At 48.7% G+C, this 24,900-nt stretch carries 21 protein-coding genes; 8 read left to right on the top strand and 13 right to left on the bottom strand.

Translation table 11 applies throughout. The features are described 5' to 3' along the window. The first annotated feature begins 97 nt into the window (after nucleotides 1-97). Nucleotides 98-496, top strand: a complete 399-nt coding sequence (locus tag ACYQ2L_RS09140; RefSeq protein WP_460054267.1) for a hypothetical protein — start codon at nucleotides 98-100, stop codon at nucleotides 494-496. Between the two features lie 23 nt (nucleotides 497-519). Here ACYQ2L_RS09140 and ACYQ2L_RS09135 read toward each other — a convergent pair whose 3' ends face one another. Both ACYQ2L_RS09135 and treS read right to left on the bottom strand, forming a co-directional pair. Then, nucleotides 520-1,176 carry a hypothetical protein gene (locus ACYQ2L_RS09135; protein WP_460054263.1) on the bottom strand — a complete coding sequence of 219 codons (657 nt, stop codon included), beginning with the start codon at nucleotides 1,174-1,176 and terminating at the stop codon, nucleotides 520-522. Further along, on the bottom strand, nucleotides 1,173-4,463 hold the full coding sequence (treS, locus tag ACYQ2L_RS09130) for a maltose alpha-D-glucosyltransferase (protein WP_460054259.1): 3,291 nt from the start codon (nucleotides 4,461-4,463) through the stop codon (nucleotides 1,173-1,175). The genes ACYQ2L_RS09135 and treS overlap by 4 nt, the downstream gene beginning before the upstream one ends. 61 nt (nucleotides 4,464-4,524) lie before the next feature. Between treS and malQ the strand changes: the two genes are divergently transcribed. The 3 genes from malQ (at nucleotide 4,525) to ACYQ2L_RS09115 (ending at nucleotide 7,846) form a co-directional block, all read left to right on the top strand. Continuing rightward, entirely contained in the window at nucleotides 4,525-6,057 is a 1,533-nt protein-coding gene (gene malQ, locus ACYQ2L_RS09125; RefSeq protein WP_460054256.1) for a 4-alpha-glucanotransferase, read from the top strand. A gap of 7 nt (nucleotides 6,058-6,064) precedes the next feature. Further along, on the top strand, nucleotides 6,065-7,051 hold the full coding sequence (gene hslO, locus ACYQ2L_RS09120; RefSeq protein ID WP_460054253.1) for an Hsp33 family molecular chaperone HslO: 987 nt from the start codon (nucleotides 6,065-6,067) through the stop codon (nucleotides 7,049-7,051). A gap of 132 nt (nucleotides 7,052-7,183) precedes the next feature. Next, nucleotides 7,184-7,846, top strand: coding sequence for a hypothetical protein (locus ACYQ2L_RS09115; protein ID WP_460054249.1), 663 nt, complete (start codon nucleotides 7,184-7,186; stop codon nucleotides 7,844-7,846). A 33-nt stretch (nucleotides 7,847-7,879) separates the two neighbouring features. Here the strand turns inward: ACYQ2L_RS09115 and ACYQ2L_RS09110 are convergent, their stop codons facing one another. From ACYQ2L_RS09110 to ACYQ2L_RS09100, 3 genes are all read right to left on the bottom strand, one after another. After that, the gene (locus ACYQ2L_RS09110; protein WP_460054242.1) at nucleotides 7,880-9,055 is read right to left on the bottom strand and encodes a hypothetical protein; all 1,176 of its coding nucleotides are present in this window, start codon (nucleotides 9,053-9,055) and stop codon (nucleotides 7,880-7,882) included. Nucleotides 9,056-9,238: 183 nt separating this feature from the next. Further along, complete coding sequence (locus ACYQ2L_RS09105) at nucleotides 9,239-10,675, bottom strand: hypothetical protein (protein ID WP_460054239.1); 1,437 nt, start codon at nucleotides 10,673-10,675, stop codon at nucleotides 9,239-9,241. Between the two features lie 166 nt (nucleotides 10,676-10,841). After that, nucleotides 10,842-11,936 carry a mannose-1-phosphate guanylyltransferase gene (locus ACYQ2L_RS09100; protein WP_460054237.1) on the bottom strand — a complete coding sequence of 365 codons (1,095 nt, stop codon included), beginning with the start codon at nucleotides 11,934-11,936 and terminating at the stop codon, nucleotides 10,842-10,844. 100 nt (nucleotides 11,937-12,036) lie between these two features. Here ACYQ2L_RS09100 and ACYQ2L_RS09095 point away from each other — a divergent pair, with 100 nt between their 5' ends. Next, nucleotides 12,037-13,137 carry an aminotransferase class IV gene (locus ACYQ2L_RS09095; RefSeq protein WP_460054234.1) on the top strand — a complete coding sequence of 367 codons (1,101 nt, stop codon included), beginning with the start codon at nucleotides 12,037-12,039 and terminating at the stop codon, nucleotides 13,135-13,137. Nucleotides 13,138-13,157: 20 nt separating this feature from the next. Here ACYQ2L_RS09095 and flcA read toward each other — a convergent pair whose 3' ends face one another. Next, the gene (gene flcA, locus ACYQ2L_RS09090) at nucleotides 13,158-16,310 is read right to left on the bottom strand and encodes a periplasmic flagellar collar protein FlcA (protein WP_460054231.1); all 3,153 of its coding nucleotides are present in this window, start codon (nucleotides 16,308-16,310) and stop codon (nucleotides 13,158-13,160) included. Between the two features lie 167 nt (nucleotides 16,311-16,477). Here flcA and ACYQ2L_RS09085 point away from each other — a divergent pair, with 167 nt between their 5' ends. Both ACYQ2L_RS09085 and ACYQ2L_RS09080 read left to right on the top strand, forming a co-directional pair. Further along, nucleotides 16,478-17,173 carry an early set domain-containing protein gene (locus ACYQ2L_RS09085; RefSeq protein ID WP_460054229.1) on the top strand — a complete coding sequence of 232 codons (696 nt, stop codon included), beginning with the start codon at nucleotides 16,478-16,480 and terminating at the stop codon, nucleotides 17,171-17,173. 46 nt (nucleotides 17,174-17,219) lie between these two features. Further along, entirely contained in the window at nucleotides 17,220-18,113 is an 894-nt protein-coding gene (locus tag ACYQ2L_RS09080; RefSeq protein WP_460054226.1) for a 1-acyl-sn-glycerol-3-phosphate acyltransferase, read from the top strand. A gap of 3 nt (nucleotides 18,114-18,116) precedes the next feature. Here the strand turns inward: ACYQ2L_RS09080 and ACYQ2L_RS09075 are convergent, their stop codons facing one another. Both ACYQ2L_RS09075 and ACYQ2L_RS09070 read right to left on the bottom strand, forming a co-directional pair. Next, nucleotides 18,117-19,058 (bottom strand): GNAT family N-acetyltransferase, encoded by a 942-nt coding sequence (locus ACYQ2L_RS09075; protein WP_460054223.1) that lies wholly within the window; start codon nucleotides 19,056-19,058, stop codon nucleotides 18,117-18,119. After that, nucleotides 19,048-20,751, bottom strand: a complete 1,704-nt coding sequence (locus tag ACYQ2L_RS09070; RefSeq protein ID WP_460054217.1) for a proline--tRNA ligase — start codon at nucleotides 20,749-20,751, stop codon at nucleotides 19,048-19,050. The genes ACYQ2L_RS09075 and ACYQ2L_RS09070 overlap by 11 nt, the downstream gene beginning before the upstream one ends. Nucleotides 20,752-20,844: 93 nt before the next feature. Here ACYQ2L_RS09070 and eno point away from each other — a divergent pair, with 93 nt between their 5' ends. Then, nucleotides 20,845-22,140, top strand: a complete 1,296-nt coding sequence (eno, locus tag ACYQ2L_RS09065; RefSeq protein ID WP_460054213.1) for a phosphopyruvate hydratase — start codon at nucleotides 20,845-20,847, stop codon at nucleotides 22,138-22,140. Between the two features lie 139 nt (nucleotides 22,141-22,279). Here the strand turns inward: eno and ACYQ2L_RS09060 are convergent, their stop codons facing one another. The 5 genes from ACYQ2L_RS09060 to rplM all read right to left on the bottom strand — a co-directional run bounded on the left by ACYQ2L_RS09060 (nucleotide 22,280) and on the right by rplM (nucleotide 24,887). Next, complete coding sequence (locus tag ACYQ2L_RS09060) at nucleotides 22,280-22,624, bottom strand: response regulator (RefSeq protein ID WP_460054209.1); 345 nt, start codon at nucleotides 22,622-22,624, stop codon at nucleotides 22,280-22,282. A 4-nt stretch (nucleotides 22,625-22,628) separates the two neighbouring features. Next, nucleotides 22,629-23,264 carry a response regulator transcription factor gene (locus ACYQ2L_RS09055; protein ID WP_460054204.1) on the bottom strand — a complete coding sequence of 212 codons (636 nt, stop codon included), beginning with the start codon at nucleotides 23,262-23,264 and terminating at the stop codon, nucleotides 22,629-22,631. Nucleotides 23,265-23,401: 137 nt separating this feature from the next. Then, nucleotides 23,402-24,040, bottom strand: a complete 639-nt coding sequence (locus ACYQ2L_RS09050) for a regulatory protein RecX (RefSeq protein ID WP_460054199.1) — start codon at nucleotides 24,038-24,040, stop codon at nucleotides 23,402-23,404. Between the two features lie 6 nt (nucleotides 24,041-24,046). After that, nucleotides 24,047-24,439, bottom strand: coding sequence for a 30S ribosomal protein S9 (gene rpsI / locus ACYQ2L_RS09045; protein ID WP_460054195.1), 393 nt, complete (start codon nucleotides 24,437-24,439; stop codon nucleotides 24,047-24,049). Between the two features lie 16 nt (nucleotides 24,440-24,455). After that, nucleotides 24,456-24,887, bottom strand: a complete 432-nt coding sequence (gene rplM, locus ACYQ2L_RS09040; protein WP_460054190.1) for a 50S ribosomal protein L13 — start codon at nucleotides 24,885-24,887, stop codon at nucleotides 24,456-24,458. Nucleotides 24,888-24,900: the final 13 nt, after the last annotated feature.

The raw sequence follows: 24,900 nt of genomic DNA, 5'->3' as shown, positions 1-24,900 counted from the left end.
TGTTTGTTTATTGAACTGGTTTACTATATCAGAGAGGCTACACTTTGCAAGCCCCCTGTTCCATATTATATGCTATACTATTTTCAAGAGGCTTTCCATGTTTGACGAGTTTTATATTCACATTCAGAATCAACTAGGCCCGACCTACCAGTTCCTTCTGCGTGATGACACTGTATTCTACAGTTTCTCGACCCAGAAGCTGATCCGGGATCCGGGACAGCTGGAAGAGCTGAAACATCAGCCAGGCAGCAAGGATGTAGAAGAATTCTGGAACAGCTTGTTTGAAATTGGCGTTCCACACTGGAAGCGTGAATATATCAACCCGGATATTCCTGATGGGCCAGTCTGGCTGGTAAATCTCAGATACAAAGGCGCAGAATACAAGAGCCAGGGCCGGGCAGCCTATCCGGGCAGCCCTCACCCTGCCTATTCTCCGGAGTTTATCGAGCTTATTATGAACGTACGCAGGCTACTGGGCTGGATGCCCTTCGGTTGATGACCAGACAAACGAAGCAGGAATCAGAGTAACCAGCCGCCCTCAATACCTATCATACCGGGAATAATTGAAATGAGCATGTATGCCGTCATCAGTGTCATGTCCCCGGTGCGCATGGTCTTGAAAAAGCCTGCAGGAAAATAGGTTCTTTCAAGCCCATGGAGAAAAAGGAAACCAGCAGAAACCCACAACATCGGCAAAGCTGCCCCCCGGACAAGTCCGAGCATGCCAAGCTGAGCCGCAGCAGCCAGAACGAAAGGGGCAGCACTCAGAAACTGCGCTCCCGGACTGACGGAGCTTCTGGATGCAAACAGCGAAACAATCAATACCGCGACAAATCCGCCCCCGAAAAAAATCGTGGCTGCTGCATCACCTGTGTCCGGGTTCAGATACAGAACAGCTGCTACAAGCAGAATCAGGGCAAGCCTCTGCAGGCTGCCCTTGTGTGAAGCATTTCGTACATACTCTGATAACAAAAACAGAGCCATTACCAGAGCAACAGAAATCGAGAAAGCAGGAACTGCAAACTCGGTGCTCAAACCGAGCAGAGCAATCAGGAAGCAGCTAGCACTGTTCACCAGTTTCCAGAAACGTATTGATCCGGCATTGTTCTCATAGCCTGCAAGGACACCTAATGACATCGCAATGACTGCCAGGGGAATCAATAGTACAAGTATCACAAGGCACCCCTCAGGACATCACGGATTCCCTGAACAGCTACCTGAAGGTTTACCCAGTCTCCAGTCTGCAGGTGGTGTTCCAGAGCAGTATAGGAACGCTGCAGCAGGAAGGGCACAAGAATGGCCTCTCGAAGATCTGAATCGTCAGACAGCCATCCCTTTTCAGCCATCTTCTCTGAATATGTCATCAGGAAACGTCCACTCGTATAACGGTACCAGAGATCTGCCCATGCAATACTCAACTCATCCAGCTGCCCACCTCCGTAGGTCTGCATTGCACGGTACACGGCGTAGTGAAAACTACGCATGAGGTCCGATGCGTCTCCCATCGCAGGACGTTTCAGCCGCCGTTCACCGAATGGAACATCGGTCCGTCCTTCAAAATCGATGATAAGGGCGTCCTTTCCCGTCCATAATATCTGCCCAAGGTGAAAATCATTATGAACACGGATTTTGTAGGCAGGAAGCTTGTCACCCGCAATACGGCGCAGAGCAGAGAATGCTGCATCCTGACATCCGCGAAGTTCGTTCAGCCAGTCTCTAACAAAATCAGGGAGCTCACGCCCGTTCTGCTGATCAATATACTGCCCCACCCGTCTCACCTGGCTCTGGAAGGATTGATAAAGAGAGCGCTGATATAGCTTGCTGAAGGCCTCGGGAGCAAAATCCGGGCGATCTGATTCAGCTATACAGGCATGTAGATCCGCTGTCCTGTTGCCTGCGGTTTCAGCAAAACCGAGAATGTAGGGCTCGATAAATTCACGCATATTATCAGGAATATCTTCCCACACAACCATCCTTCTGGCAGAAACAGATGCCATAGCATCATGTATGACTGAAACATCAAGCTGACTGCTGAGCAACTTTTCATAGGACCTTCCGGCAGATTCGACCGCAAATGTCCATCCGTCAGTCTCATGCTGCTTGTACTCCTGTGCCAGTGACAGCACATATTTACTGCCGCCTTTGGGGGAAATCTCAAGTGCTCCAAGGTAGCCCGGCACAAGCTCGGTGCTGCAGTCACTCAGATACGACAGAATTTCCTGTTCAGGATTTGGAGCAGCTTCAACCCGGCGATAGAACTTGACTATATAATCGTGACCAAAGCTGACAGTAGTATTCCTCAAATTGTTACCGACAAGACTTACATCGTGTTCGGAAAATCCGGAAATATCCTCGCGTATTTCAAAGCCTCCACCAAGACGTTGCTGACGAAGAGAAGATAGTTGTCCCTTTCCGAAATATTTCAGCATCTTCAGCAGTACATCGGGATGATACACTGCGTCTACAACGAATGTGTCTTCCTGATCAGGATCAGCCGGGTGAAGGCGCGCCAGTGCTGCGGCAGGAATCTCACCCTCTACTTTCTCCGAAACAAGTCCCAGCGGTAATGAATATGCGGCTGATGAGCCATCGGTATACTGGAACTCAAGCAGTACCATACTGATTTCGGGGTCTTTGGCGGGAACAGCAACCGCGTCTATCAATACTGTTTTTTCTGGAATTCGATGAGAGTCCTGATACCAGGCAGCCTGCTTTATATAACTACTTATAGCATCCAGAAGAGCTCCTTTCAGCTGTTTCTGCCACATAGAGGCCAATGGAATCTCAGGCAGTTTTTCCAGTACTGGTGCGATAATTCCAGATTCAGCCAGTTCGAACCAGAAATAATCCCAGGGACCCAGTGTCACGGTATACAAGGCGTCCCCGATTACCGGAAAGCGATTCCTGCTGAATACCTCAACAGGAACAAATCCCTTGTATTCCGATAAATCGATTGAAGCTGATTGCGGATTTCTGCTCAGATTCATGACCACCAGTATAGTCTGTTCTTCATTTTTCCTCAGAAAAGCAAGCGCCCTGGAATTTTCCGGGTGCAGAAATTCCATGTCCCCATCAGAAAATGCAGGCAGACGCTTTCGGGTCTCAATAAGCCGTTTTGTCCACCAGAATAGTGAAGAAGGATTTCGCTGCTGGTTTTCAACATTTACACCTTCGAAATGATATTCGGGATCTATGATCACCGGAAGATACAGACCCTGGGGATTAGTTTTACTGAAACCGGCATTTCTGTCGGGACTCCACTGCATCGGTGTCCGAACGCCATCACGATCACCAAGATAGTAATTGTCTCCCATACCGATTTCATCACCGTAATACAGCACAGGTGTGCCGGGCATGGAGAAAAGCAGTACGTTTGCCAGTTCGATCTTGCGGCGGTCGTTACCAAGCAGCGGGGCAAGACGTCGTCTGATTCCCAGGTTGATCCTGGCTCTGGGATCCCGGGCATAGACGCGGTACATGTAGTCGCGCTCTTCATCTGTAACCATCTCCAGGGTCAACTCATCATGGTTCCTGAGAAAGAGTGCCCATTGACAGTTTTCAGGTATGTCTGGAGTCTGCTCCATAATATCAATAATGGGAAAGCGGTCTTCCATCTGCATTGACATAAAAATTCTTGGCATAAGAGGAAAATGGAAGCTCATGTGGCATTCATCACCGCTGCCGAAATACTCGACGGCATCCTCCGGCCATTGATTGGCTTCTGCAAGCAGCATACGGTCCTCGTACTTCTCATCGATCCTGGTCCTGAGTTTTTTCAGAAACACATGAGTCTCGGGAAGATTCTCACAATTGGTGCCGTCTCGCTCAAAAAGATAAGGAATTGCATCAAGGCGCATGCCGTCCACACCCATATCCAGCCAGAACTCCATGACCCGGAATATTTCCTCCTGCAGCAGTGGATTATCAAAATTCAGGTCAGGCTGATGAGAATAAAAGCGATGCCAGTAATATGCACCAGCTACCGAATCCCAGGTCCAGTTACTGGCTTCAAAATCCTGGAATATGATCCGTGCATCCTTGTTTCTTTCTGTATTGTCACTCCAGACGTAATAGTCACGCTCAGGAGATCCAGCAGGGGCCTTTCTGGCTCTCTGGAACCATTCATGCTGATCACTGCTGTGGTTAATGACAAGCTCGGTAATAACCTTCAGACCGCGCCCATGAGCCTCTGTCAGAAGTTCGCGAAAATCTTCAATCGTTCCATAGTCAGGGTTAATGGCATAATAATCCGCGATATCATAACCATCATCGCGTAATGGAGACGGATAAAAGGGCAGCATCCAGATGGCAGTTACACCTAATTGCTGAAGGTAATCAAGCTTCTCGGTTAGACCCCGAATGTCACCGATGCCATCGCCGTTAGAATCATAGAAGGACTTGACATGCACTTCATAGATAACAGCTTCCTTGTACCATAGTGGAGAATTAATTTTTTCGCTCATTCTCATAGATTACGCTAACTAAACTGTTTTATCAATCATTAATTTGTGTATAATATAAAGTATGGAGCATAGAAAACAACACATGGAACTGCCGCGTGCAGCTGGGGTACTTGCACACCCAACCTCACTGCCCGGAAAATATGGAATTGGGAGCATTGGTGCAGAATCAAGGTCCTTTATCGACATTCTGGTACTGTCTCGGCAGCGTTTATGGCAGATGTGTCCGCTTGGTCCAACCGGTTACGGTGATTCGCCTTATCAGTGTTTCTCGGCTGTAGCTGGAAACCCCCTGCTGATAGATGTTGAGCAGCTGGTGAAGATGCAGCTGCTTGATGCACAGGATCTCGAACCACTGCAGGAACTCCCTTCCGATACTGTTGATTTCGGAAGACTGATTCCTCTGAAAATGCAGATACTCAGAAAAGCCGGTGAGAGCTTCCTCAGAAGCCTCGGTGATCCGGACAGCGATATAATGGCAGCCCGGTTCAGACGCTTCCGCAGGGACAATGCTGCTTGGCTGGATGATTACGCTGTCTTTATGGTACTGAAATCACAATTCGGTGGTGCCGCCTGGTCTGAATGGCCGGATGAAGATCTGCGGATGCATTCCCCCGAGGCAGTGAAACAGGCAAAGGCATCAAATCAGCATGAAATCGCATATCACTCCTTCCTGCAGTTTATTTTTTTCGAACAATGGCTGGATATACGCTCATACGCAAACCGCAGCGGTGTAGAAATAATCGGTGACATGCCGATATTTGTTGCGTATGATTCCGCAGAAGCCTGGGCGAATCCAAAGCTATTTCTGTTTGACGAACATCACCGACCGACACATGTTGCAGGTGTACCCCCTGATTATTTCAGTGCTACCGGACAGCTGTGGGGAAATCCACTCTACGATTGGGATTATCACCACGAAACAGGATATGAATGGTGGATAGAAATTATCCAGCATAAGCTTTCTATGTTCGACTATCTGAGAATCGATCATTTCAGGGGATTTGCAGCATATTGGGCAGTTCCCTACGGGGACACAACAGCCGAACGCGGTGAATGGTGTCCAGCTCGCGGGAAGGATCTATTCACCAGAGTTCGTGAGGTTCTCGGCAGTCCGCCAATCCTCGCAGAAGACCTGGGTTTTATTACGGATGATGTCAGAGAGCTAAAGCGGGAATTCGGCTTTCCTGGAATGAAAATTCTCCAATTCGGTTTTGATTCCGGTCAGGATATGATCAATGAATTTCTTCCCCACAATTATGAATCCAGCTGTATTGCCTATACCGGAACCCATGATAATGACACACTGAAGGGCTGGCTCGAAAGCGCCTCAGAAGACGATAGAAATCTAGCATTGGAATATCTGAACAGTCATGGAGAGGAAATTCACTGGGATTTCATTCGCGGGGTATTTGCCAGTGCAGCAGCCTTTGCTATTATACCCCTGCAGGATATTCTCGGACTCGGTAAAGAAGCACGAATGAACACACCGGGTACCCTTGGGGGTAACTGGACATGGCGCTTTGTTCCGGAGATGCTCGAGAAAAAGCTGCTGCAGAAACTATCTCGCATGACTACTTTATTCGGAAGGATATAAACCATATATGATGTATCGACCACTGCCTGCCCCTGTACTTGCAAACCTCAGCCGGATACCGGAGGACAGCCTCGATGTTTTTCTCCTGGGTAATGGCAGTGTCCGTGGTGTCATTGTTCACGCCAGCCGGCTTATCCATCAGGCACGCAGTAATCACGGTCTTTCCCCACTGGAAACTGTTGTGCTCGGTAAGGGACTGCTTGCAGCCGGCCTGCATTGTGGAGGCATGAAAGGCAAAGACCGATCAGCCTGGAAACTAAGAACCAATGGTCCTGCAAATGCCATGTCTATCGAAGTAAATGTACTTGGTGAGATACGAGGCTACCTTGCCCAACACTTCACAGAGACCGATCTTGACCCGGAAGTCTCCACCAGTGGCAGTCCGAATAATGGCAAAGAGTACACAGATGTCCTGAATTCCATGGCCGATCGAATGATCGGTTCCGGAGCACTACACGTAACCCGCTTTCCTGAAGGAACACGTCAGCCATCGAACAGTACCGTGGATTTCGAAGCCGGATCAATTGACCGAATGTTTGAATCATATTATCTGCAGTCCGAGCAGGTGCCCACAAGAATATGGACCAGTTTCGACTGGGATGATACATTTTTTCTGCGGAGCGCTTCCGCTCTGCTGCTGCAGACCCTACCGGAATCCAGCACCCACAGCAAGGATGATTTTATACCGATTGCCACATACGCCGATACACTTGACCTGAACCATAAACTTGCAGAGATGAGCAGCAGCGGCATGCCCGCCAGCGAAATTGCACGCAGTTTGTTCAGTGATTTCTCGATAGAGATCGTAGGAAGTAGGGGCGTGGAATTCTTCTGCAGCTGCACTAAAGAACGCTTTGCCACCTTCCTTCAGGGACTTCCGGCTGAAGACCGGAATGAATTGCGTGAGCATGGCCCCTTCCCACTGAAAACTGAATGCCACTACTGCAGTTCCAGCTACTCATTTACAAAAGAAGAATTGACTCAGCTGCTGTAGATATCCGGCTTGCTCTGGATGGCATGCTTGCTCTGGATGGCACGCTTGCTCTGGATCACATGCTTGCGGGAGATCGTCTGATGGCTATGAGCAACACTTTATCGCCAGCCACTCTCGTGATACAGTAGCTATATGAAACACAGAATTCTAATAGTATTCCTACTCTTATTTTCAACATGTATCGTCGCGATCAGCGCTGATACACCTCACACCAGCATTCTCTTCGTTGACCTCGCTCAGGAAGACGGTAAGGCTGTAATCGATCAGCAGATCGAAAAAGGCCTTGTTCCAATCGGAATCGAACAGGCTGACGGTACAGTGTATATGCTGCTTTTCAGCAGCAGAGAACAGGTTGGTACAGACAGATACGAAATTGCCGTCTATCCGCATAATGAGGTACAACAGCGACTTTCGGCACGCCTGCAAAACGGCTGGACTCCGGTTGGTTTCGATATGCAGGAAAATGCAGCCGTCTTCCTCTACCTGGAACAGGAAAGCTATACCAGCCGAATGAACGTAGTAGATATCGCAATAGATCCCGATGCACTCAACGAAAACTTTTCAGCACTCTTCAATCAGGGGTTTCGCCCCATGGACATAAGCATTTATAACGACCGGGTATATATTCTGAGTCTGGACAGTGCCCTGGTTACCTCTCGTCAGGGGTTAATTCAAGCTTTCCCTATCGATCCTGAACTATCAGGGCAGGGAATACAACAGACAGTGGATCAGGGATTTACTCCATGGGGACTGGCAATTCACCGGGATGAAATTTTCATGCTCTTTCTTGATTAATCTTTTAGTGACCACAAAACTCCACATAAAACCTTAGTTAAGTATATATCTCGGAGGCAATTGCTGATGCAATTGTCCCGGGGTATATAATTGTCGCTTCCAGACCCTCAGATCTTCCTCCGGTACAGTCTCCAGATGACTCAAAAACGAACGCTGCGTGAAGAGTTTTTTCAGTCTGCTTTGGACCATTTTTTCCGGTAATCCTGCCCGCTGCCAGCGCTTTTGTCTCAGAGAATCCCTGCTACGATACGGCTTCATGAAGTTATGATACATGCGGTACACCTGTACCGATTCCATTGCATTCACCACATTCCGCCTGAAGGTGACCGTCTCCCTGACATACGATGCAATGTCCTTTCGCAGCTCACGATCAAAATTATCCATGGCAAACATCGGCCCGCCTGGCCCACGATTATGATCAGAACTGATGTGCTCCCAGGTAAGTCGTCTACTGGCAATCTGGCGATGCGTCAGCTCGCTCCTGCCAATTGCGTCAGGGTATTCCTTCTTGTTGTCGGTGATCAAACACACCGGAGCGGGCAGATTTATATCAGGCATTTCCGGCATATTCCACTGCTCGATACGATTACTCATGGTGTTCAGGATTCTCTCGAATGAGTTCACAATCCCTCGAGGTTCAGGCCGGTAGACCTTCTCCAACCGGGCCTGTTTCTTTTTCTGGGCATCAGTCATAACTCCTGTCCTGCGGATTGTAACGTGATCCATAGTATAGAGATATTCACTTTCCTTCCCAATGAGAATATGCAGGTTACTCGGGTAATATTGGCTCACCTCAAAGGATACAAAGCCATCAGCGATCAGATCCTCGGGCTTGTTCAGGTAGGGACTGAGCTCAGCGTGCAGCGCAATGCAGTTGCGGGCCAGCCGGCTGATTCTGTTGCGGCGGATGGCAGGTGAAATCCCGCGGTTTCGCTGGGTTCCGGCCAGGCTACAGCGGCTACGGACATCCTTCAGTATATCATTGTATGACACAATTCGGTGCACTCGATAATCGATTGAGAAGGTACGTTCAGAGAAATAACGTCTGCAGTCCTTACACTGAAACTGCTGGAAACTGCCAGCGCAGGCTGAACAACCTCTGCCTTTCAGCCAGAACCAGGTGCCAGTTTTCTGTTTCTCTGACCGGCTGCGCATGTGATGATTGTGATGCTCACAATTCTTGTTGGGACAGAATGGAGGGGTATGCATACGAAACTCCTTTTTTCGTTGTGTACATACCACCTACTACTACATGACTTTTAATTGAACCTTGTGAACGAGGGGCAATAATCTGTAATTCTTTGTGGTTTTTCATTACCACTCACCAAAGAACACCAGACATAAAAAAAGCCGCTTCCTTTCGGAAGCGGCTTTTTTTTACTTTAAGTAAAATTAGAATGCAATCTTTGTGGTCAAAGACAGTACACCATTGTCGGCTGCGCCGGCAGGACCGTACTGAGCAACACCCCAACCCAATGTGAAGGTAGTGTTTTCAATAGATGTGAACTCAGCTCCAGCAACAGCTTCTACCTTGAAGTAAGAAGTTTCTGCATCAGTAAAAGCAGCAGCAGCAGTTACGCCGAGTCCGCCTTCGCTGTAACCAAGCTTGGCAGCTGCTGTCCAACCGAGTTCGGCACCTTCAGCAGTGCTGATTCCAAGAACTGACCATACGTTTGCAGTAATTGCATCGATAGCAGTACCGGCACCAACATTAACCTTGAAGTCAATTGCATCGCCGAGTACGTCGTCAGTGCTAACTTTTACACCAGCTCCGAAGAGACCAGCAGCAGCAAACGCATCAGCTTTGAAAGCATCTACATCAATGAAGGTATCTTCACCGAATGCACCATCGTAGGTCAGGTGAGCAGCAACACCGAGTGTTACGTCAGCATCGTTAATGAGCTCACGTGCATCTACAGTGAGACCAGCTTTCAGTACTTCGATAAGGGTAGCAGTTAAGCCAGCCTGTACATCAAGTACTTCATCACTGTTATTAAAAGCCTTGAGGCTAAGAGCAATGTCACCGAGGTCTACAGCGATATCGGCCAGAAAATCGTATGTAAACTCATCAGCAAGCTTTCCGTCAAAACCAAGTACGATGGTAGCAGGAGCTACAGAAATAGTTGGCTTAAGACCGAATCCAAATGTATTTGCCTGGGGAACACTCTTGAGGTAAACACCTGCGTCCAGGTCAACAATCTCAGCGAGGTCAAGAGTAGCAATAGCTGCATAGCTGTAGCTGTTACTTGCTTTACCTTCGTCGCTGGAAACAGCAATTGCAAAAGTCTTTACAAGTGCTTCCTGCTCGAACTGACCGAAAGTGAAACCATGACCTTTAACTTCGTCGTAGGCCTCATTCGCAGCTGGATCGCCATGGAAGTTCTTAGCCATGTCAATTTCAATGCTGGGCTTCTTGATGTCTACATACAGTACGCCATTAGTAAGACGAGCTGTGTCTACAGAAGTACTGAATTCACCAGTCAGGAACTGTTTTTTGATCAGGTCGCCATCATCGTTAAATGTTGGGTTACCATCTTCATCAACTACAATCATGTTTTCGAAACCAACAGCTGAAGCAGAAAGGCTTACAGCCAATTCACCCCACCAGCCGGTACCTTCAGTAGCTTTAGCGGTGCTGGCAGAAAATTTAACGCTTCCGCTTGAACCTTCAGAATTCTCAAATCCGTTCAGGTTCGGATCGTTCAGGTCGATCTGCCATACCAGGCTGGCATCGCCGGTTACTTCCAGGGTCGGGCCAGTAAATTCTTCAGCAAAAACCAGTCCGCCGAAAGCAAGTAAAACAACAAGCACAAGGGCAAGTTTTTTCATTGTTTCCTCCTCTTAGGTTATAAGGGGCTACGCCCCTCTTACAATAATTTAGCTTAGTATATGAGTGAAATTGGGAGGTGTCAACAAAGTATTAAATTTTCTTGTGTTAAAATTCAGCTCTCGACCGATTTTTTAACATATTCCTCTAATTATCCACTCCAGGGTTCTAAATGCAGTCCACAGCCCCGTCTTTCCTCAATTCCTCTACTACATTTTTGACTTTCTGGGCATCTCCCTTCCGGCTTATAAGCAGCATACCGTTCTTCTGCACAACATGCAGGTCGCTTACACCAATCAAAGCTACCGGCATGTCTGCAAAAACAAATGAATTAGCAGACTCGATCTGAATAACCGGGGTTTCACCCTCGGGATTCCAGGTTGCGTCGTGCAGTTGAGGAGCTATATCCGCTACCTCATCCCAGGATCCTACATCATTCCATCCGAACCGGGCCTCGATCACCGCACAATGCTCGCTGCGTTCCATAACGGCATAATCAACTGAAATATTCGGCAGCTGAGCGTATCTGTGCTCAAGCGCACTCTGATCGCCTATAACAGGAACCTCTTCTCCATGCTGACGGAACAGTTCCGGATCAGCCGGCAGTTCCTGCAGGATCTCAGGCTGATATTTTCCAAGCTCCTTCAGAAAAACCTCTCCATCAAAAAGAAACATTCCCGAATTCCAGAGGAAGGTACCAGCCTCAAGATACGACTCGGCAGTCTTCTGATCAGGTTTCTCTCTGAAGGTTCGTACGGTTCTCCCCTGCTGGACGGGAGCACCGGCCTCAATATAACCGTAGCCGGTTTCTGCCCGCAGTGGCTTGATTCCAAAGGTCACCAGAAAGCCATCCCTGGCAAGGGCAGCTCCACGCTCAACATCATCCACAAAGGCATCCATCGGACTGATAAGATGATCTGCCGGCAGCACCAGTGTAACTCCGCTCTCACCCTTCGATTCGAGATAGCGAAGCCCGGCGGTAATGGCCGGGGCTGTATTCCTGGCCATAGGCTCAGGAAGCACATGGGCACCGCTTCCGGGAGCTTCTGCAATGAGGACCTCTACCGTCTGATCAACCTGGCTATGATGCGTCACTATAACCAGCTTGCCATGCGGACATGCACAGCGTGCGCGCTCAACTGCCTTGGCCAATAGTGATTCACCATCTCCCAGCTCCATAAACTGCTTCGGACGGGAACGGGTTGATGCCGGCCACAATCGTGTTCCTGAGCCTCCGGCCAGTATCAGCACATTATCTATCATTACATTCCTCCTCATTAGTCGGTTTCCCTCTTGCATTGTAACATTACCGAGCGCTACAATACCACCTGAATACAAATATATCGCTTTAAAGGAGCTCAGAATGGCAGCTGGCTTTTCCTTGTCCATGTATCCCTATGTTCACATCAGTAAATTTCAGCCAGAAAAGGGCTGGAGCGACGACTTGATAGAAAAACCCCATCTGACACCACAGGAAGAGGCTGCATTGCCTGAGGAAGCCCGTGCCGAGTACTACAGGCGCAGGAATTCCTTCCCCGAACTGCCCCTGGTAAATTACACAACCCAGTACGGCATGGGTTGCTTTGAAGGACTCAAGGCCTTTCCTCAGCCGGACGGCTCCCTGAAACTCTTCCGGCCGGATAAAAATGCCGAGAGATTTGCCAGATCCATGGCCGGCCTCATGATGCCTGAATTCCCGGAAGACCTCTTTGTCCAGGCAATGCAGAGAATCAGCGCCTGCAATGCTGAAATCGGATTTCGCCCTGAATACCGGAAAGAATGGGAAAAAACCGGCTTTGTTGACGGTCATGCAGTCTACATCCGCCCCTTCACGTATTCCGAACCCGGCATTGGTCTCGGTCTTAGTTCAGCTCCCTGGGTTATAAGCATAGCCACACCGGTCGGCTCATACTTCGATCCCGACGGCAATGCAAAGGCCGTTACTACCGATCGGGTACGGGCAACACCAGGCGGCACCGGCTGGATAAAATGTGATGCAAATTATGTTATACCGACTCTGGTAAAAAAGCAGGCAAATCGCGACGGTTACATGGAAGCTATTTTCCTGGACAGCCGCGAACAGACCTATGTAGAAGAAGGATCAAGCTGTAACATCTTCTTCCGGCTGGATGACGACAGCCTGGTTACCCCGCAACTTGAGGACACCATTCTGCCCGGAATCAATAGATTGAGTGTAATCGAGCTGGCAAAGGCCATGAATGTTCGGGTGGAAGAACGTAAAATCAGTATCCACGAGGTACTTGAACGGGCCACAGAAACCTTTGTGACCGGAACCGCTGCCGGTGTTTCATACATAGAATCCATAAGCCATCTGGGGACGACCCGTGAATTCGGCAATGGTAAAATGGGAGTACTGACAACCGAACTGCTCTATAGCCTGAAAGGGATTCAATACGGCGCACGGGAAGATCGATTTGGATGGATGATCCCGGTTACCACCTGATACCCAGGACCTGTCGCATGTCAGTAGGTTCGGAATCGAATATCCGAAAAATCCTGGAGCAGCCCATCAAATATTTCCAGATCAAAACTGGCAGCAGGTGACATAGCAGAGCGGAGGTTCAGATATCCCAGATTCACGATCTCCGCCCGCTCCGCAGTCTCCGGATTCCTGAAAAAATCCTCGGACAGCTCCGCAGACTCTGTAAGGTGAGCCATTCCCCTGTTCCAGCGCTCACGCTCACCTGTCATGCCCGACTCCCTCAGCATAGCTGCACCAAGATTATTGCTTACCCGCCTCAGATACTCTATAAGTGCATAGTGCTGAGGATTTTCATCTACAAAAAGATTTTCTATATTCCGGCGCTCGTTCTGCAGATCCCGCAGCAGCCGCTGATAATGAGCCGCTGCTGCACTGTAGCTTCCACGTCTGTACAGAGTGTTTCCCAGGGCATATTCGAGATTACGCTGATCGCTGAAAGACCCTCTGGCATCTGCAAATGCATCCAGAGCCTGGTCATATCTCTGACTCCTGTAATGAATCACACCGGTTCGGTAATCCTGTTCTCTGGTTGAATATCCGTTCGCTTCAGCTCTTCGATACAGTTCCAGGGCCTGGGCATACTCACTACCGCGGTAATAGTAGATGTCTCCCATTCGTGAGTACAGGCGCCCGAATCGTTCATCCGGCTGAACGAGCAGTCTGCTGACAGCGCTCTCATATTCATTCCGCGCTCTGGACAGATAACGCAGAGCGTCTACATCCTGATCCCGTGCAGAATGGTTCTCACCTCGACGTATCAGCGAATCAATCAGCATTTCCACGTCCAGTCTTCCTAATGGTCGCTTGGCATCAAAAAGGCCGATACCAGTTTCCAGGGCCCGATTTTCTGCTGCTCTATCACCACTGTGCCGGAAATTCCGGGCAAGATGGTAGTACACTGCGGGTTTACTGCTGTCTGCATCCAGTGCCGCCAGCAGAACCTGAGAGATGCCTTCCAGACTGTGCTGCAGAGGATTCTGCTCGTGTTTATCCAGATAATATCCGCCCAGCTCGGTCCATGCATCTGCATCAATCGCTGCACCTCCTGCCTCAATAAAGGAGTGCAGCAGCCTGACTTCTTCGAAATTATCCGTGCGCACAAAGTAACGGAGCATACGGAACAACAGCAGATCCTTGACCCCTTCCTGCTCAAGAAGTCCGGCATAGGTTCTTCTGGCGTCCTCATATCTATCAAAGTCCTGCTCACCCCAGCGCAAAAAGTTGTCTCCCCTGGCCAATTGAATGTCATAATCATAGACTCTCGAGCTCTCTGCTCGATAATATGAGGACAGCAGTTCTTCAGCCCGTGCATAATTCAGTAGATCCTCTGATTCCATACCTCCATACGCAAGCAAAGCAGCACGATTTCCAGGCCACCGGAGAAGTGTCTCCTCAAACTTTGACCGGGCTCTCAAAAACTCCCGTTGGGTTCTGTATTCATCAGCATATCTCAGGAACCAGCGCCTCGAGTCGTGGTATTCCCTGGCTCTGGCAAACAGACGCTCTCCCTCGCTGTAGTTCTCCTCTACAAGTTCGGAATGCCCCTGACGATACAGACTGCCCGCGTACAATGGGCTGAAGACAAAGCGATAGACTGAAAGTACCAGAGTAGACAGCAAAGCAAGGATTATTATTGCAGAACGGACAACGGGCCAGATAACATGCTTGAATTGATACGAGAAAGAATCTTTCTGCTCTTCGAATTCAATACCGGAGTGTTTCTCATAGCCCTTGGGAACCTCAATCTTTCTACCGATTATCCGCCCTGCATTCCCTGCAATGATTCTGGCATTTTCTCCGGCAATTACCAGATCGAGAAGCGCTTTTTGCTGACGAGGACTGCCCTGAGCTTCAGCGATGATTTCCTCGACATGCATTTTGACATTAAGCGGGAGATTCTGAAGATTTTTCCTTAACTCGGCAAACTCACTTTCCGACAGCTGGAGACTGTCCTCGGGACTTGCTTCAAGTAATTCAGCATCATCGTCTCCGAAATCATGTTCGTGATCTACATGGCCGACATCACCCTGCTCTTCTTCAAGCACTCCAAACTCTGCACCGAAATCTCCCAGACTGAACTCATCTGAGCCCATGTCGACATCGAAGTCTCCAAGCTCAGCTTCCATGTCATCCAGGCCAGGTATGCCGTCAAGATCATCGATACCTGATAGATCATCGATACCATCCAGGTCATTGGATTCCGAAGCTCCCTTCCCTGAGACATCTGCATCCAGTGTATCACCAAAGTCCATCGCCCCGAAATCAGAAAGAGCATCCAGATCATCAACCGGACCGAGCTCATCAATGGAATCCAGTTCATCAAATGAACCAATATCATCAATGGAATCCAGATCACCGGTAGTGCCTGCTTCATTATCCTCGGGCCGTGAAAACTCAATGTCGGGTTCCTGATCAAGATCAGGAACATCCTCAATCGAGGAGAAGGATTCAAGATCGAAATCTCCAAGGTCATCGTCGGCGTCATCGTCGGCTTCATCGTTCGCGTCGGTAAAATCACTATCGGAAGGCAGGTCGAAATCATCCGGGATGCTGCCGACCTCGTCCAGGGAACTATCATCAAAGACACTATCGTCAGACACAGCCTCGTCGGGCATATCTCCGTCAGAGAAAACATCATCCAGGGAATCCTGGTTAAGAAAATCTTCTTCCAGCTCGGCTTCTTCCAGCTCGGCTTCTTCCGGTTCATCGGCGCTCGGGACAGCTTCTTCTGCTGCCGCGATATCCGCCGCATCGCCGTCAGCGACATCGTCGTCTTCATCCTCGCCTGCAAACAGATCCTGCGGAATATCAAACTCATCTATGTCCGAAAAGGGATCATCATCGTCAGGGGCAAGCAGATCGGCAAAATCATGGCTGCTATCCTCAGCAGCTCCGCTGTCTTCATCTTCTGCCTGCACCGATTCAAAAAGCTGTTGGGTATAATCTTCCTGAATTTCAGGTTCCATGCTGCCGGGATCATCATCAAACAGATCTGAAAACTGATCAGCATCTATCTGATTGTCCGGCGGATCAGCCAGCTCCGGGATCTTCCCTTGCTGTGCCAGAAGCTCACCTTCACGTGCTATTGAGACAAGTTTTTTCTGGAAGTCCTGTAGATCCTCTATCCTTGGCATACGCTCATTATAATCCTATTTGTTGAACCTACTTTTGATCTCGGCAGTTCTGCGAAAAAACTGAGTATTAGCCGCGTATATTACTTAACTTTCCGGCTATCTAACCGAAAATGTTAATGCAGATGAGTAAAACCGTCCAGAAGTTATACAGAGTATTTTTCACATGTATGTGTCTGCTTGGAGCTGTCAGTCCGATAGCCGAAGCATTCGCGGTCGAGGATTTTTCAGTGCACATGAGCATAATGTCGCTGCACAGTCCACGAGCGCCCTACATTGTGTCAGACCATGTCATTATCAGCTACCGTCAGCCCAGACAGGAGCAGCGTCCGCGGTATGTCGCCGCAGCATTCGAGCACGAGCAGTTCCAGAAGCTGCACACCTTTTCGATAAATCAGCATAATGTCTATATACTTGCCATACCAGTACCCAGAGACCTTGATTCCCTGGTCTACCGCTTGAGAATAGATGGAATCTGGATTACAGACCCGCTCGCAGAAGACTCGGTTGCAGATATCGCCGGAAGACGACTCTCCAGAATACAGATACCGGAAGCCCCTGAAGGCAGCTATAGAGTCCCCGCTGTCAGCAACGACGGCCGACTCAGACTGCAGTACAAGGGAGCTGCAGGTATGAATGTAACAGTCGGCGGAACATTCAATCACTGGGATCCCTTTGCCCAGCGATTGCGGGAAACCTCACCGGGAAAATATGAAATTGAACTCAGAGTTGCCCCTGATCAACAGCATTTCTATGTATTCTATGTTAACGGACGCCGTACTCTGGACCCTGGAAACCCGGAAGTCGCGTACTCTCGTCATGACCAAAGAGTTTCCACTATTTTACCTGCAGACCAGAAAAACTGATTTCCTGTACATTGACATATTGATAACTGCCACGTACTCTAGACCTATGAAAGTTACAGACTCACAGAAAGAGGTTATTGAACTGTTGATGAAAAATGCACGCTCACCTGAGCACATTACTCCGGAGACGGTGCATCAAATCGGCAATGACACCAATCGAAAGATCATTGCCTCACTCATCAAGAAAATTATGTTGCCGGGAAGCTGTTTTTTAGGTTTCGAGCACCTGAAGGAATTTTACGAGCGCTCGAAAGCAGGCGAATCCTGTCTGCTGCTTGTAGAGCATTACAGCAACTTCGACATTCCAGCTATATTCGAGCTGCTCGAGCAGCAGGATGATTCCGGGAAAGAAATAGCAGACAGCCTGATCGCAATCGCCGGAATGAAGCTCTCGGTTGAACAACCCCTTGTACGCGCTTTTGCAGAAGCATATACCCGTATTGTAATCTACCCTTCTCGCTCCCTGAAGCGCTATGAGAACAGCCCGGAATGGGAACAGGAAAAGAAAGTCAGCAATAATATTAACCGTGCTGCATTGCATCATATGATTCGGGCTAAACACAACGGACATATTATTCTGGTGTTTCCATCGGGCACACGCTACCGCGAAGGTGATCCCGGCACCAAAAAGGGACTACCGGAAATGGATTCATATCTAAAGTCATTTGATAATGTGCTGTTCCTCGGGACTGCCGGCAATCTGCTGAAGGTTACCGATTCCATGGAAAATGATGTCATCACCCCCGATGTTATCGTCATGCAGGCTTCAGAAGTAATCCGTGCCCGGGATTTCCGCAATAATGCGCGTGAGAATGCCCCTGCCGACAGTGATCTGAAACAACATGTAGCAGATGCAATAATGGCAAAGCTTGATTCTCTGCACCAGTCAGCGGTTTCTGTCAGAGAAGAGCGCCTGGCAGCACTACAGGCAAAATCCTAGAAATCACCGTAAATCATAGGAAAAAGCGGCGCTCTTTAAAAGAGCTCCGCTTCTTTCGAGATAGTCCAGCAGCAAACAGGCTTTACCGGCTATGTGCACATGAAGCCTGAGACATTCCGGATATTTTCCCCTCAATTCCGCGATCGCTTTCTCTATCAGTTTTTCAGCAAGCCCGATACCTCGATACTCAGGTTCTACGAAAATAAGCCCTAGTTCAGCAGTATCGCTCCGGGACAGGCAAATCCAGATACAGCCGGCAGTTTCCCCTTCCGGACTCTGCCCGTACAGCAGAACTCCCGGCATGGACATAGCAGCTTCCACTACATCTTCGGTTTCTGAAGAATCATTCAAACCACAAAACAGATTCCGGATGCGCCTGGCACGCAGCATTGTATGCTCACCACTATCCTCAGCCATGCTTCGCCATGCGTGTCTCTCGGCATGACTCAGGTAGGACTCGGCTGCAAAAATTCTGTCTGGCCCCACAATGGACAGCTCACTGTACAGCAACTCATCACTGAAAACTGATTCAGTAGCCTTCCGCTCAAGCCCCCAGGTATCCCGGAGATCATTGTACCAGACACTGATCACCCGCTGCATTGTCTGTCGTTTGAATTGCCGGTATCGCTGTTCAAGTTCCGGTCTCTCCCTCAGAACCTCCTTGAAGCGTCTGAAAACCTTCCTGCCGGAACTGAGGATTCCGAACAAGCGCTCTCGATATACAGGATTATGCAGCTGGGCACAAAAAGCTTCCATCGTACGGAACCCGTCATTTGGTCCCCATTCAGGTATTGAGTAATGCCTGTTCGGTTCAAAGTTATCTTCCGAGAGCTGATCAAAAGGAACAACCAGTGAGGTATCAGCCTCCACAATAAATTCCACTTCCTGATTTTCCATGGCAAAGAGAATCTGGTCTATGAGCTCCGGCGTTAAATCAAACTGCATGGCTGAACCCATCCTGATGCGACAATATCTGCTCTACCTGATGAAGCGGAACCTTTTTCGAAACACCCTTGCGGCGTTCGATAATTTCCACAATGCCGTTTGCAACTGAATCCGGTGAAACCATCACCACATATGGAATTCCGAGCAGTTCGGCATCTTTCAGTTTTGCGCTGATTGACTCCTGACGATCGTCAAACAATACCAGGTCGCCAAGCTCTCTATACAGAGATTCAGATAATTCCTGAACCCTCAGAGATTTACCAAGAGAAAGTAGATAACCGCGGAAAGGAGCCAGATTAAAGGGCCATATAATTCCCTTCCGATCATGATGCCGCTCGACTACAGCAGCCATGAGCCGGTCTATTCCTATACCGTAAGACCCCATATGCGGATAGATACGCCGGCCATGGTCATCCTGGACCTCGAGTCCCATTCTTTTTGTGTAGTATGTTCCCAGACGAAAGATATTGCCGAGCTCAATACTGTGCTGTTCCTTCAGATCTCCACCGCAGTGCATGCACTGATTCTGACGCCCGATTCTGGCAATATCGGCTACCGAGCTGCACTCGTAATCCCGTCCGAAATTGACATTCACGTAATGCTTTTCATGCTCATTTGCACCGAAAACCAGGTTTGCAGTATTTGCAACTGCATCATCTACTACAATCGAGAGATCATCACTTTCCTGCAGTCCGACAGGTGAAAAGTAACCGGGAATCAATCCTGAATCACGTAGCTGAGACGGACCGGCCAACCCTAATATCGCCTCACCGCAGACGGCTGACAGCTTTTCGGTGCTCACCTGGAAGTCTGCTCTCACAACAGCCAGGACAAGGCGATGAGGGGTCCGGAACACCATTGATTTGGCGAGATGGGTTTTTGGAAGTTCAAGGAATCTGCCGAGCTTTGCCATACTCGTGCAGTTAGGAGTATCCAGACATCTGAATTCTCCCGGCTGTCCACCAAATATCTGCTTGTAACCAACTGCAATGTCCCGGTTTGCTGCATAATTACAGCCATCACACTGGACAATAACGTCATCTCCGATGGCCGCAGGGAGGTGAAACTCATACGCACGGTCACCACCCATGAATCCGACACCGGCTTCTACCGGTATCGTATCAAGTCCGCAGCTTCTGAAAATACGTTCATATGCAGAAAAAACCTTCGGGAAAAAATTATTCAGATCAGAAAAATTCCGGTGAAATGAGTAGCCGTCTTTCATCAGAAATTCCTTGAGTCTCAGAAGTCCATGCCGCGTCCGGGCCTCATCGCGGTACTTTCGCTGAAACTGATACACGAACAGGGGAAGATCCCTGTAGGAACTCAAAGTTGACCCCACAAGTTCGACTACCGCCTCCTCATGTGTAGGAGACAGTATCATTTCCCGTCCTGAAGAATCAGTAAAACGCGCAATATCAGCCTGGGAAGACTCAATTCTCCCGCTGCGCTGCCACAACTCGATGGGATTAACCAGCGGAACACTGATTTCACCTCCGTTCAGTGTCTGCATCTCTTCGCGTATTATTCCTGTAATTCTTTCGATAACCCGTTGACCAAGCGGCAGATATCCGAACAGCCCTGGTGCCAGTGGACGTATATAACCAGCCCTGAGCAGGAGCTGGTAACTAGGCGCCTGAATCTCTCTTGGTGCCTGCCGTGCTGTTCTGGTGAAGAGTCTCGAATACCTCATAGGCTATTGTAGTTCTATCTGACCGACCTTGACAATGCCCTGCCATACTCGCATAGTAAGAGCTGATAAATCCTAATAATCCAAGGAGTAACTATGAGTATGATTGAATACGTCGAGGCACGGGAGATTCTTGATTCCCGCGGAAACCCGACAGTAGAAGTTGATGTTGTATTGGAAGACGGATCGTTCGGCCGTGCAGCCGTACCTTCCGGAGCGTCAACCGGTGAACATGAAGCAGTTGAGCTTCGGGACGGCGATAAAAGCCGCTACATGGGCAAAGGCGTTCTGAAGGCTGTTGAAAACGTGAATGAAATAATCGCAGCAGAAATCGAAGGCATGGATGCACTTGACCAGGTTGCTCTTGACCGTGCGCTTATCGAGCTTGACGGAACAGAAAACAAAGCCAAACTTGGTGCAAATGCAATGCTTGGTGTAAGTATGGCAGTAGCCCGTGCTGCAGCAGATCATCTTGGACTTCCCTTGTTCAAGTACCTCGGCGCATACAAGGCCTGTACCCTGCCAGTTCCAATGGCAAATATTATCAACGGCGGATCGCACGCAGACAACTCCGTTGATTTCCAGGAATTCATGGTTATGCCTGTCGGAGCAGAAAACTTCCGCTCTGCTCTTCGTATGACAGCAGAAATTTTTCATAACCTGAAGACTGTTCTGAAAAGTCGCGGCTACAGCACTGCAGTTGGTGATGAAGGCGGTTTCGCACCGAACCTCAAGTCAAATGAAGAGGCTGTTGAGGTAATTCTCGAAGCAATCAAGGCTGCTGGCTACAAAGCCGGTGAAGACGTGTTCATTGCTCTTGATCCTGCAGCCAGTGAGTTCTACGACGCAGACAAGAAGAAATATATCTTCAAGAAGTCTGATGGACGTGAGCTCTCCAGCGAGGAAATGGCTTCTTACTGGGCTGACTGGGCAGCAAAATACCCGATCATCTCAATTGAAGACGGAATGGACGAAAACGACTGGGATGGCTGGAAGTCACTCACCGACAAGATCGGTGACAAGGTTCAGCTTGTTGGCGACGATCTCTTCGTAACCAACACCAAGCGCCTCTCAACCGGAATCGAAAAGGGAATAGCAAATTCAATCCTGATCAAGGTAAACCAGATTGGTACTCTGACAGAGACGTTTGAGGCAGTAGAAATGGCAAAACGTGCCGGCTACACTGCAATCGTCAGCCACCGCTCAGGTGAAACCGAAGATGCATTTATTGCAGACCTGGTAGTTGGACTTGGAACCGGTCAGATCAAGACAGGCTCAATGAGCCGTTCCGATCGTCTGGCAAAGTACAACCAGCTGCTGAGAATCGAGGATATGCTCGATGATATCGCAGAATACCCAGGAATGGATACATTCTACAGTATTTCCAGGTAAGACTGCGCCGGGGCTGCCCAAACGGAGGCCCGGCAGATACTGAATGCGAAAAGGCTGTCCGGGATTGATTCCCTGACAGCCTTTTTTTGGCATCAATTGCATGCATTGAACATGCATTGAAATGATGTATCAGAAAACCTCAGCGGCGCTCCTGAATCAATCTCTCAAGTTCATTATAGTCAAATGGCTTATACACAACCTCGAATGGAATCTCGAAATCAGGCCGTAGAAAACCACTGGTAACTATTACCGGCAAATCAGGACAGAAGCGGGCAAGAAACTTTATCCAGTAATCGCCACCAAGAATATTCATTCTGTAATCAGTAATAAGCATATCGATCTCGGAATGATCTATTAGAACCTTGATAGCCCCTACTCCATCCGAGGCAAGCAGCACACTGTAGCCCTTCCTGACGAGAAAATCCCGCATCGTCAAACGGATAGCATCCTCATCTTCTACAATAAGAATTGTGTACTGCTCCATAATATCAATCAAGCTCCCGTTGCCGCCGTGCACGCCGACGTTCTTTTACCAGTTCCTTGATCAACTCGGGGATTGCCTCGAAATCAAGAGGTTTTTTTACAAAGGTATCTGCACCTGCTTCATCAATTTTAGACTTGACTTCTTCATCATCCAGGCCGGAAACTGCAATTATAATCGGAATCCCGAGCGTATCGTCGCTTCGTATAGCACGACATACACTGTAGCCATTCTCACCAGGAAGATCTATATCAAGAATAATTACCTTAGGCTTGTGTTCGGCAATTATCCGGCCTGCCTGAAAACCATCGGCAGCAGCAAAAAGCTCATATCGTGGATACTCGTCTCTGAGAAAATCCATCATTGAATTCAAGAGCTGCTCATCATCATCTACAACCATTATGGAATCGTATGACATCTGCTCCTGCATGATCCTCTGAAGCTCCTCAGGCATGCGCATACCGCGCATTTGAAGAAAATCAATGAGATCCTCCGCATACACCCTGTATTGTCCTCCAGGGGTCTGAAATGCACGCAGATGCTGTTTTTTGATCCAGTTGATTGCTGTCTGATTTACAACTCCGCAAATATTTGCCACCTCAAGTGCGCTGAAAATGCGGATTTTTTTGTCATTCCTTGCCATATATACTCCTCAATCGATTTGTCTGATTGTTATCTGCTTACGGCCAAAAACTCCGTACCCTGTAATATACTACTTGGAAAAGGTGAATATGAAAAGCAAAATAAACAACAAAACCCAAAAAAGATACATTTCTGTGTTTAATCTGATTCCTTTGCATCAAGCACTTCAATCACAAGCTCACGGTCAAATCCTTCATACTGAAGCTCACGGACCAGAGCTTCCGGACCACTGTATCGGCGGCTTCCCAGACGTCGTTCAACAGCCTTACGAACCGCACGCATGCCAAGCTCCGGCTCCTCGGCTAAAAGCCTTGAGAGGGCCTCTGAGGCAGTTGCAGAAGAGATTCCACGACTTCTGAGACCAAGCATTACCTTGCGCGGCCCCTCACCTTTACGTTCCATGCGGGATCGTCCCCAGACTTCGGCGAAACGCAGATCACTCTGCAGCCCCTGCTGCTCAAGCTCATCAAGAATCTCCCTTATACAGTCAATCGGATAACCTTTGAGAGTCAGCTTCTGTTCCAGTTTCTGGCGGCTGTGCTCAGCTCTGCTCAAGGCATCAAGGGCTTTTCGACGAACCAGCTTCAGATAGGCTGAATGCTGAAGCTGTTCAAGCTGCACCGGATCAGCATATGAACCAGGTAGGTCCCAGCCGGATTCATGCACAAGCTTGAAGGGCAGCATAAAAAAAGAACCGTCAGCAAGTGACAGCCTTAGCCATCCCGCAACGGTTCCTTTTTCTATGTGAATAATTTCGACCAGATGATCGGATAGCACAAAAAATTAACGCTTGGAGAACTGGAACTTCCGACGAGCACCTGGCTGGCCATATTTCTTTCGTTCAACCATTCTTGAATCCCGGCTCATGAAGCCGTTAGCGCGCAATGATTTCAGATTTTCCTCGTCAACAGATACCAGCGCTCGAGCAAGACCATGTAGTATAGCCCCTGCCTGACCTGATTTACCGCCACCGAATACATTTACTTTAATGTCAAACTTCTTTTCATTATCAGTAACCACCAGTGCCTGACGTACGATGTACGACTGTTCCTTGGTGTTGAAGTAGTCATCAAGATTCTTGCCGTTCACCTGAATATCACCGCTACCATTTTTCAGATAAACCCGTGCTACAGATGTTTTTCTTCTTCCTGTTCCCTGTGAAACGTATACGGACATTCCTTACTCCTTGATCTTACTTAACAGAAATCTGTTTTGGCTGCTGTGATGCATGAGGATGTCGATCACCAGCATACACTTTGACATTCTTGAAGAGCTTGCGGCCAAGACGATTCTTCGGGAGCATTCCGCGAATTGCGTGCTCGAGCGGAAATACCGGCTTGCGCACGATAACCTTCTCGAAGGTTTCGGAATAAATTCCACCTGGATGCCCGCTGTGACGATAATAAACCTTCAGCTTTTCTTTTCTTCCGCTCACCTGCACCTTATCAGCGTTGACAACAACAACATAATCACCGATTTCGGCATGGGGAGCAAACTCAGGCTTATGTTTTCCACGCAGCAGAGTGGCTACTTTAACTGCGACCCGTCCGAGGGTTTCGCCTTCGGCATCGATCAGGTACCACGAGCGCTCAACCTCTGCCGGTTTTTTGAATATTGTTTTCATGATCATTCCCTTT

It is taken from the genome of Spirochaeta dissipatitropha, from assembly GCF_054657935.1.
This window is presented reverse-complemented; position numbering and strand designations above follow the sequence as displayed.

Bases quoted from the DNA above. Each gene is read 5' to 3' on its own strand.
- ACYQ2L_RS09140 (WP_460054267.1), top strand. From the start codon at position 98: ATGTTTGACGAGTTTTATATTCACATTCAGAATCAACTAGGCCCGACC.
- treS (WP_460054259.1), bottom strand. From the start codon at position 4,463: ATGAGCGAAAAAATTAATTCTCCACTATGGTACAAGGAAGCTGTTATC.
- malQ (WP_460054256.1), top strand. From the start codon at position 4,525: ATGGAGCATAGAAAACAACACATGGAACTGCCGCGTGCAGCTGGGGTA.
- hslO (WP_460054253.1), top strand. From the start codon at position 6,065: ATGATGTATCGACCACTGCCTGCCCCTGTACTTGCAAACCTCAGCCGG.
- ACYQ2L_RS09115 (WP_460054249.1), top strand. From the start codon at position 7,184: ATGAAACACAGAATTCTAATAGTATTCCTACTCTTATTTTCAACATGT.
- ACYQ2L_RS09110 (WP_460054242.1), bottom strand. From the start codon at position 9,055: ATGCATACCCCTCCATTCTGTCCCAACAAGAATTGTGAGCATCACAAT.
- ACYQ2L_RS09105 (WP_460054239.1), bottom strand. From the start codon at position 10,675: ATGAAAAAACTTGCCCTTGTGCTTGTTGTTTTACTTGCTTTCGGCGGA.
- ACYQ2L_RS09100 (WP_460054237.1), bottom strand. From the start codon at position 11,936: ATGATAGATAATGTGCTGATACTGGCCGGAGGCTCAGGAACACGATTG.
- ACYQ2L_RS09095 (WP_460054234.1), top strand. From the start codon at position 12,037: ATGGCAGCTGGCTTTTCCTTGTCCATGTATCCCTATGTTCACATCAGT.
- flcA (WP_460054231.1), bottom strand. From the start codon at position 16,310: ATGCCAAGGATAGAGGATCTACAGGACTTCCAGAAAAAACTTGTCTCA.
- ACYQ2L_RS09085 (WP_460054229.1), top strand. From the start codon at position 16,478: ATGTGTCTGCTTGGAGCTGTCAGTCCGATAGCCGAAGCATTCGCGGTC.
- ACYQ2L_RS09080 (WP_460054226.1), top strand. From the start codon at position 17,220: ATGAAAGTTACAGACTCACAGAAAGAGGTTATTGAACTGTTGATGAAA.
- ACYQ2L_RS09075 (WP_460054223.1), bottom strand. From the start codon at position 19,058: ATGCAGTTTGATTTAACGCCGGAGCTCATAGACCAGATTCTCTTTGCC.
- ACYQ2L_RS09070 (WP_460054217.1), bottom strand. From the start codon at position 20,751: ATGAGGTATTCGAGACTCTTCACCAGAACAGCACGGCAGGCACCAAGA.
- eno (WP_460054213.1), top strand. From the start codon at position 20,845: ATGAGTATGATTGAATACGTCGAGGCACGGGAGATTCTTGATTCCCGC.
- ACYQ2L_RS09060 (WP_460054209.1), bottom strand. From the start codon at position 22,624: ATGGAGCAGTACACAATTCTTATTGTAGAAGATGAGGATGCTATCCGT.
- ACYQ2L_RS09055 (WP_460054204.1), bottom strand. From the start codon at position 23,264: ATGGCAAGGAATGACAAAAAAATCCGCATTTTCAGCGCACTTGAGGTG.
- rpsI (WP_460054195.1), bottom strand. From the start codon at position 24,439: ATGTCCGTATACGTTTCACAGGGAACAGGAAGAAGAAAAACATCTGTA.
- rplM (WP_460054190.1), bottom strand. From the start codon at position 24,887: ATGAAAACAATATTCAAAAAACCGGCAGAGGTTGAGCGCTCGTGGTAC.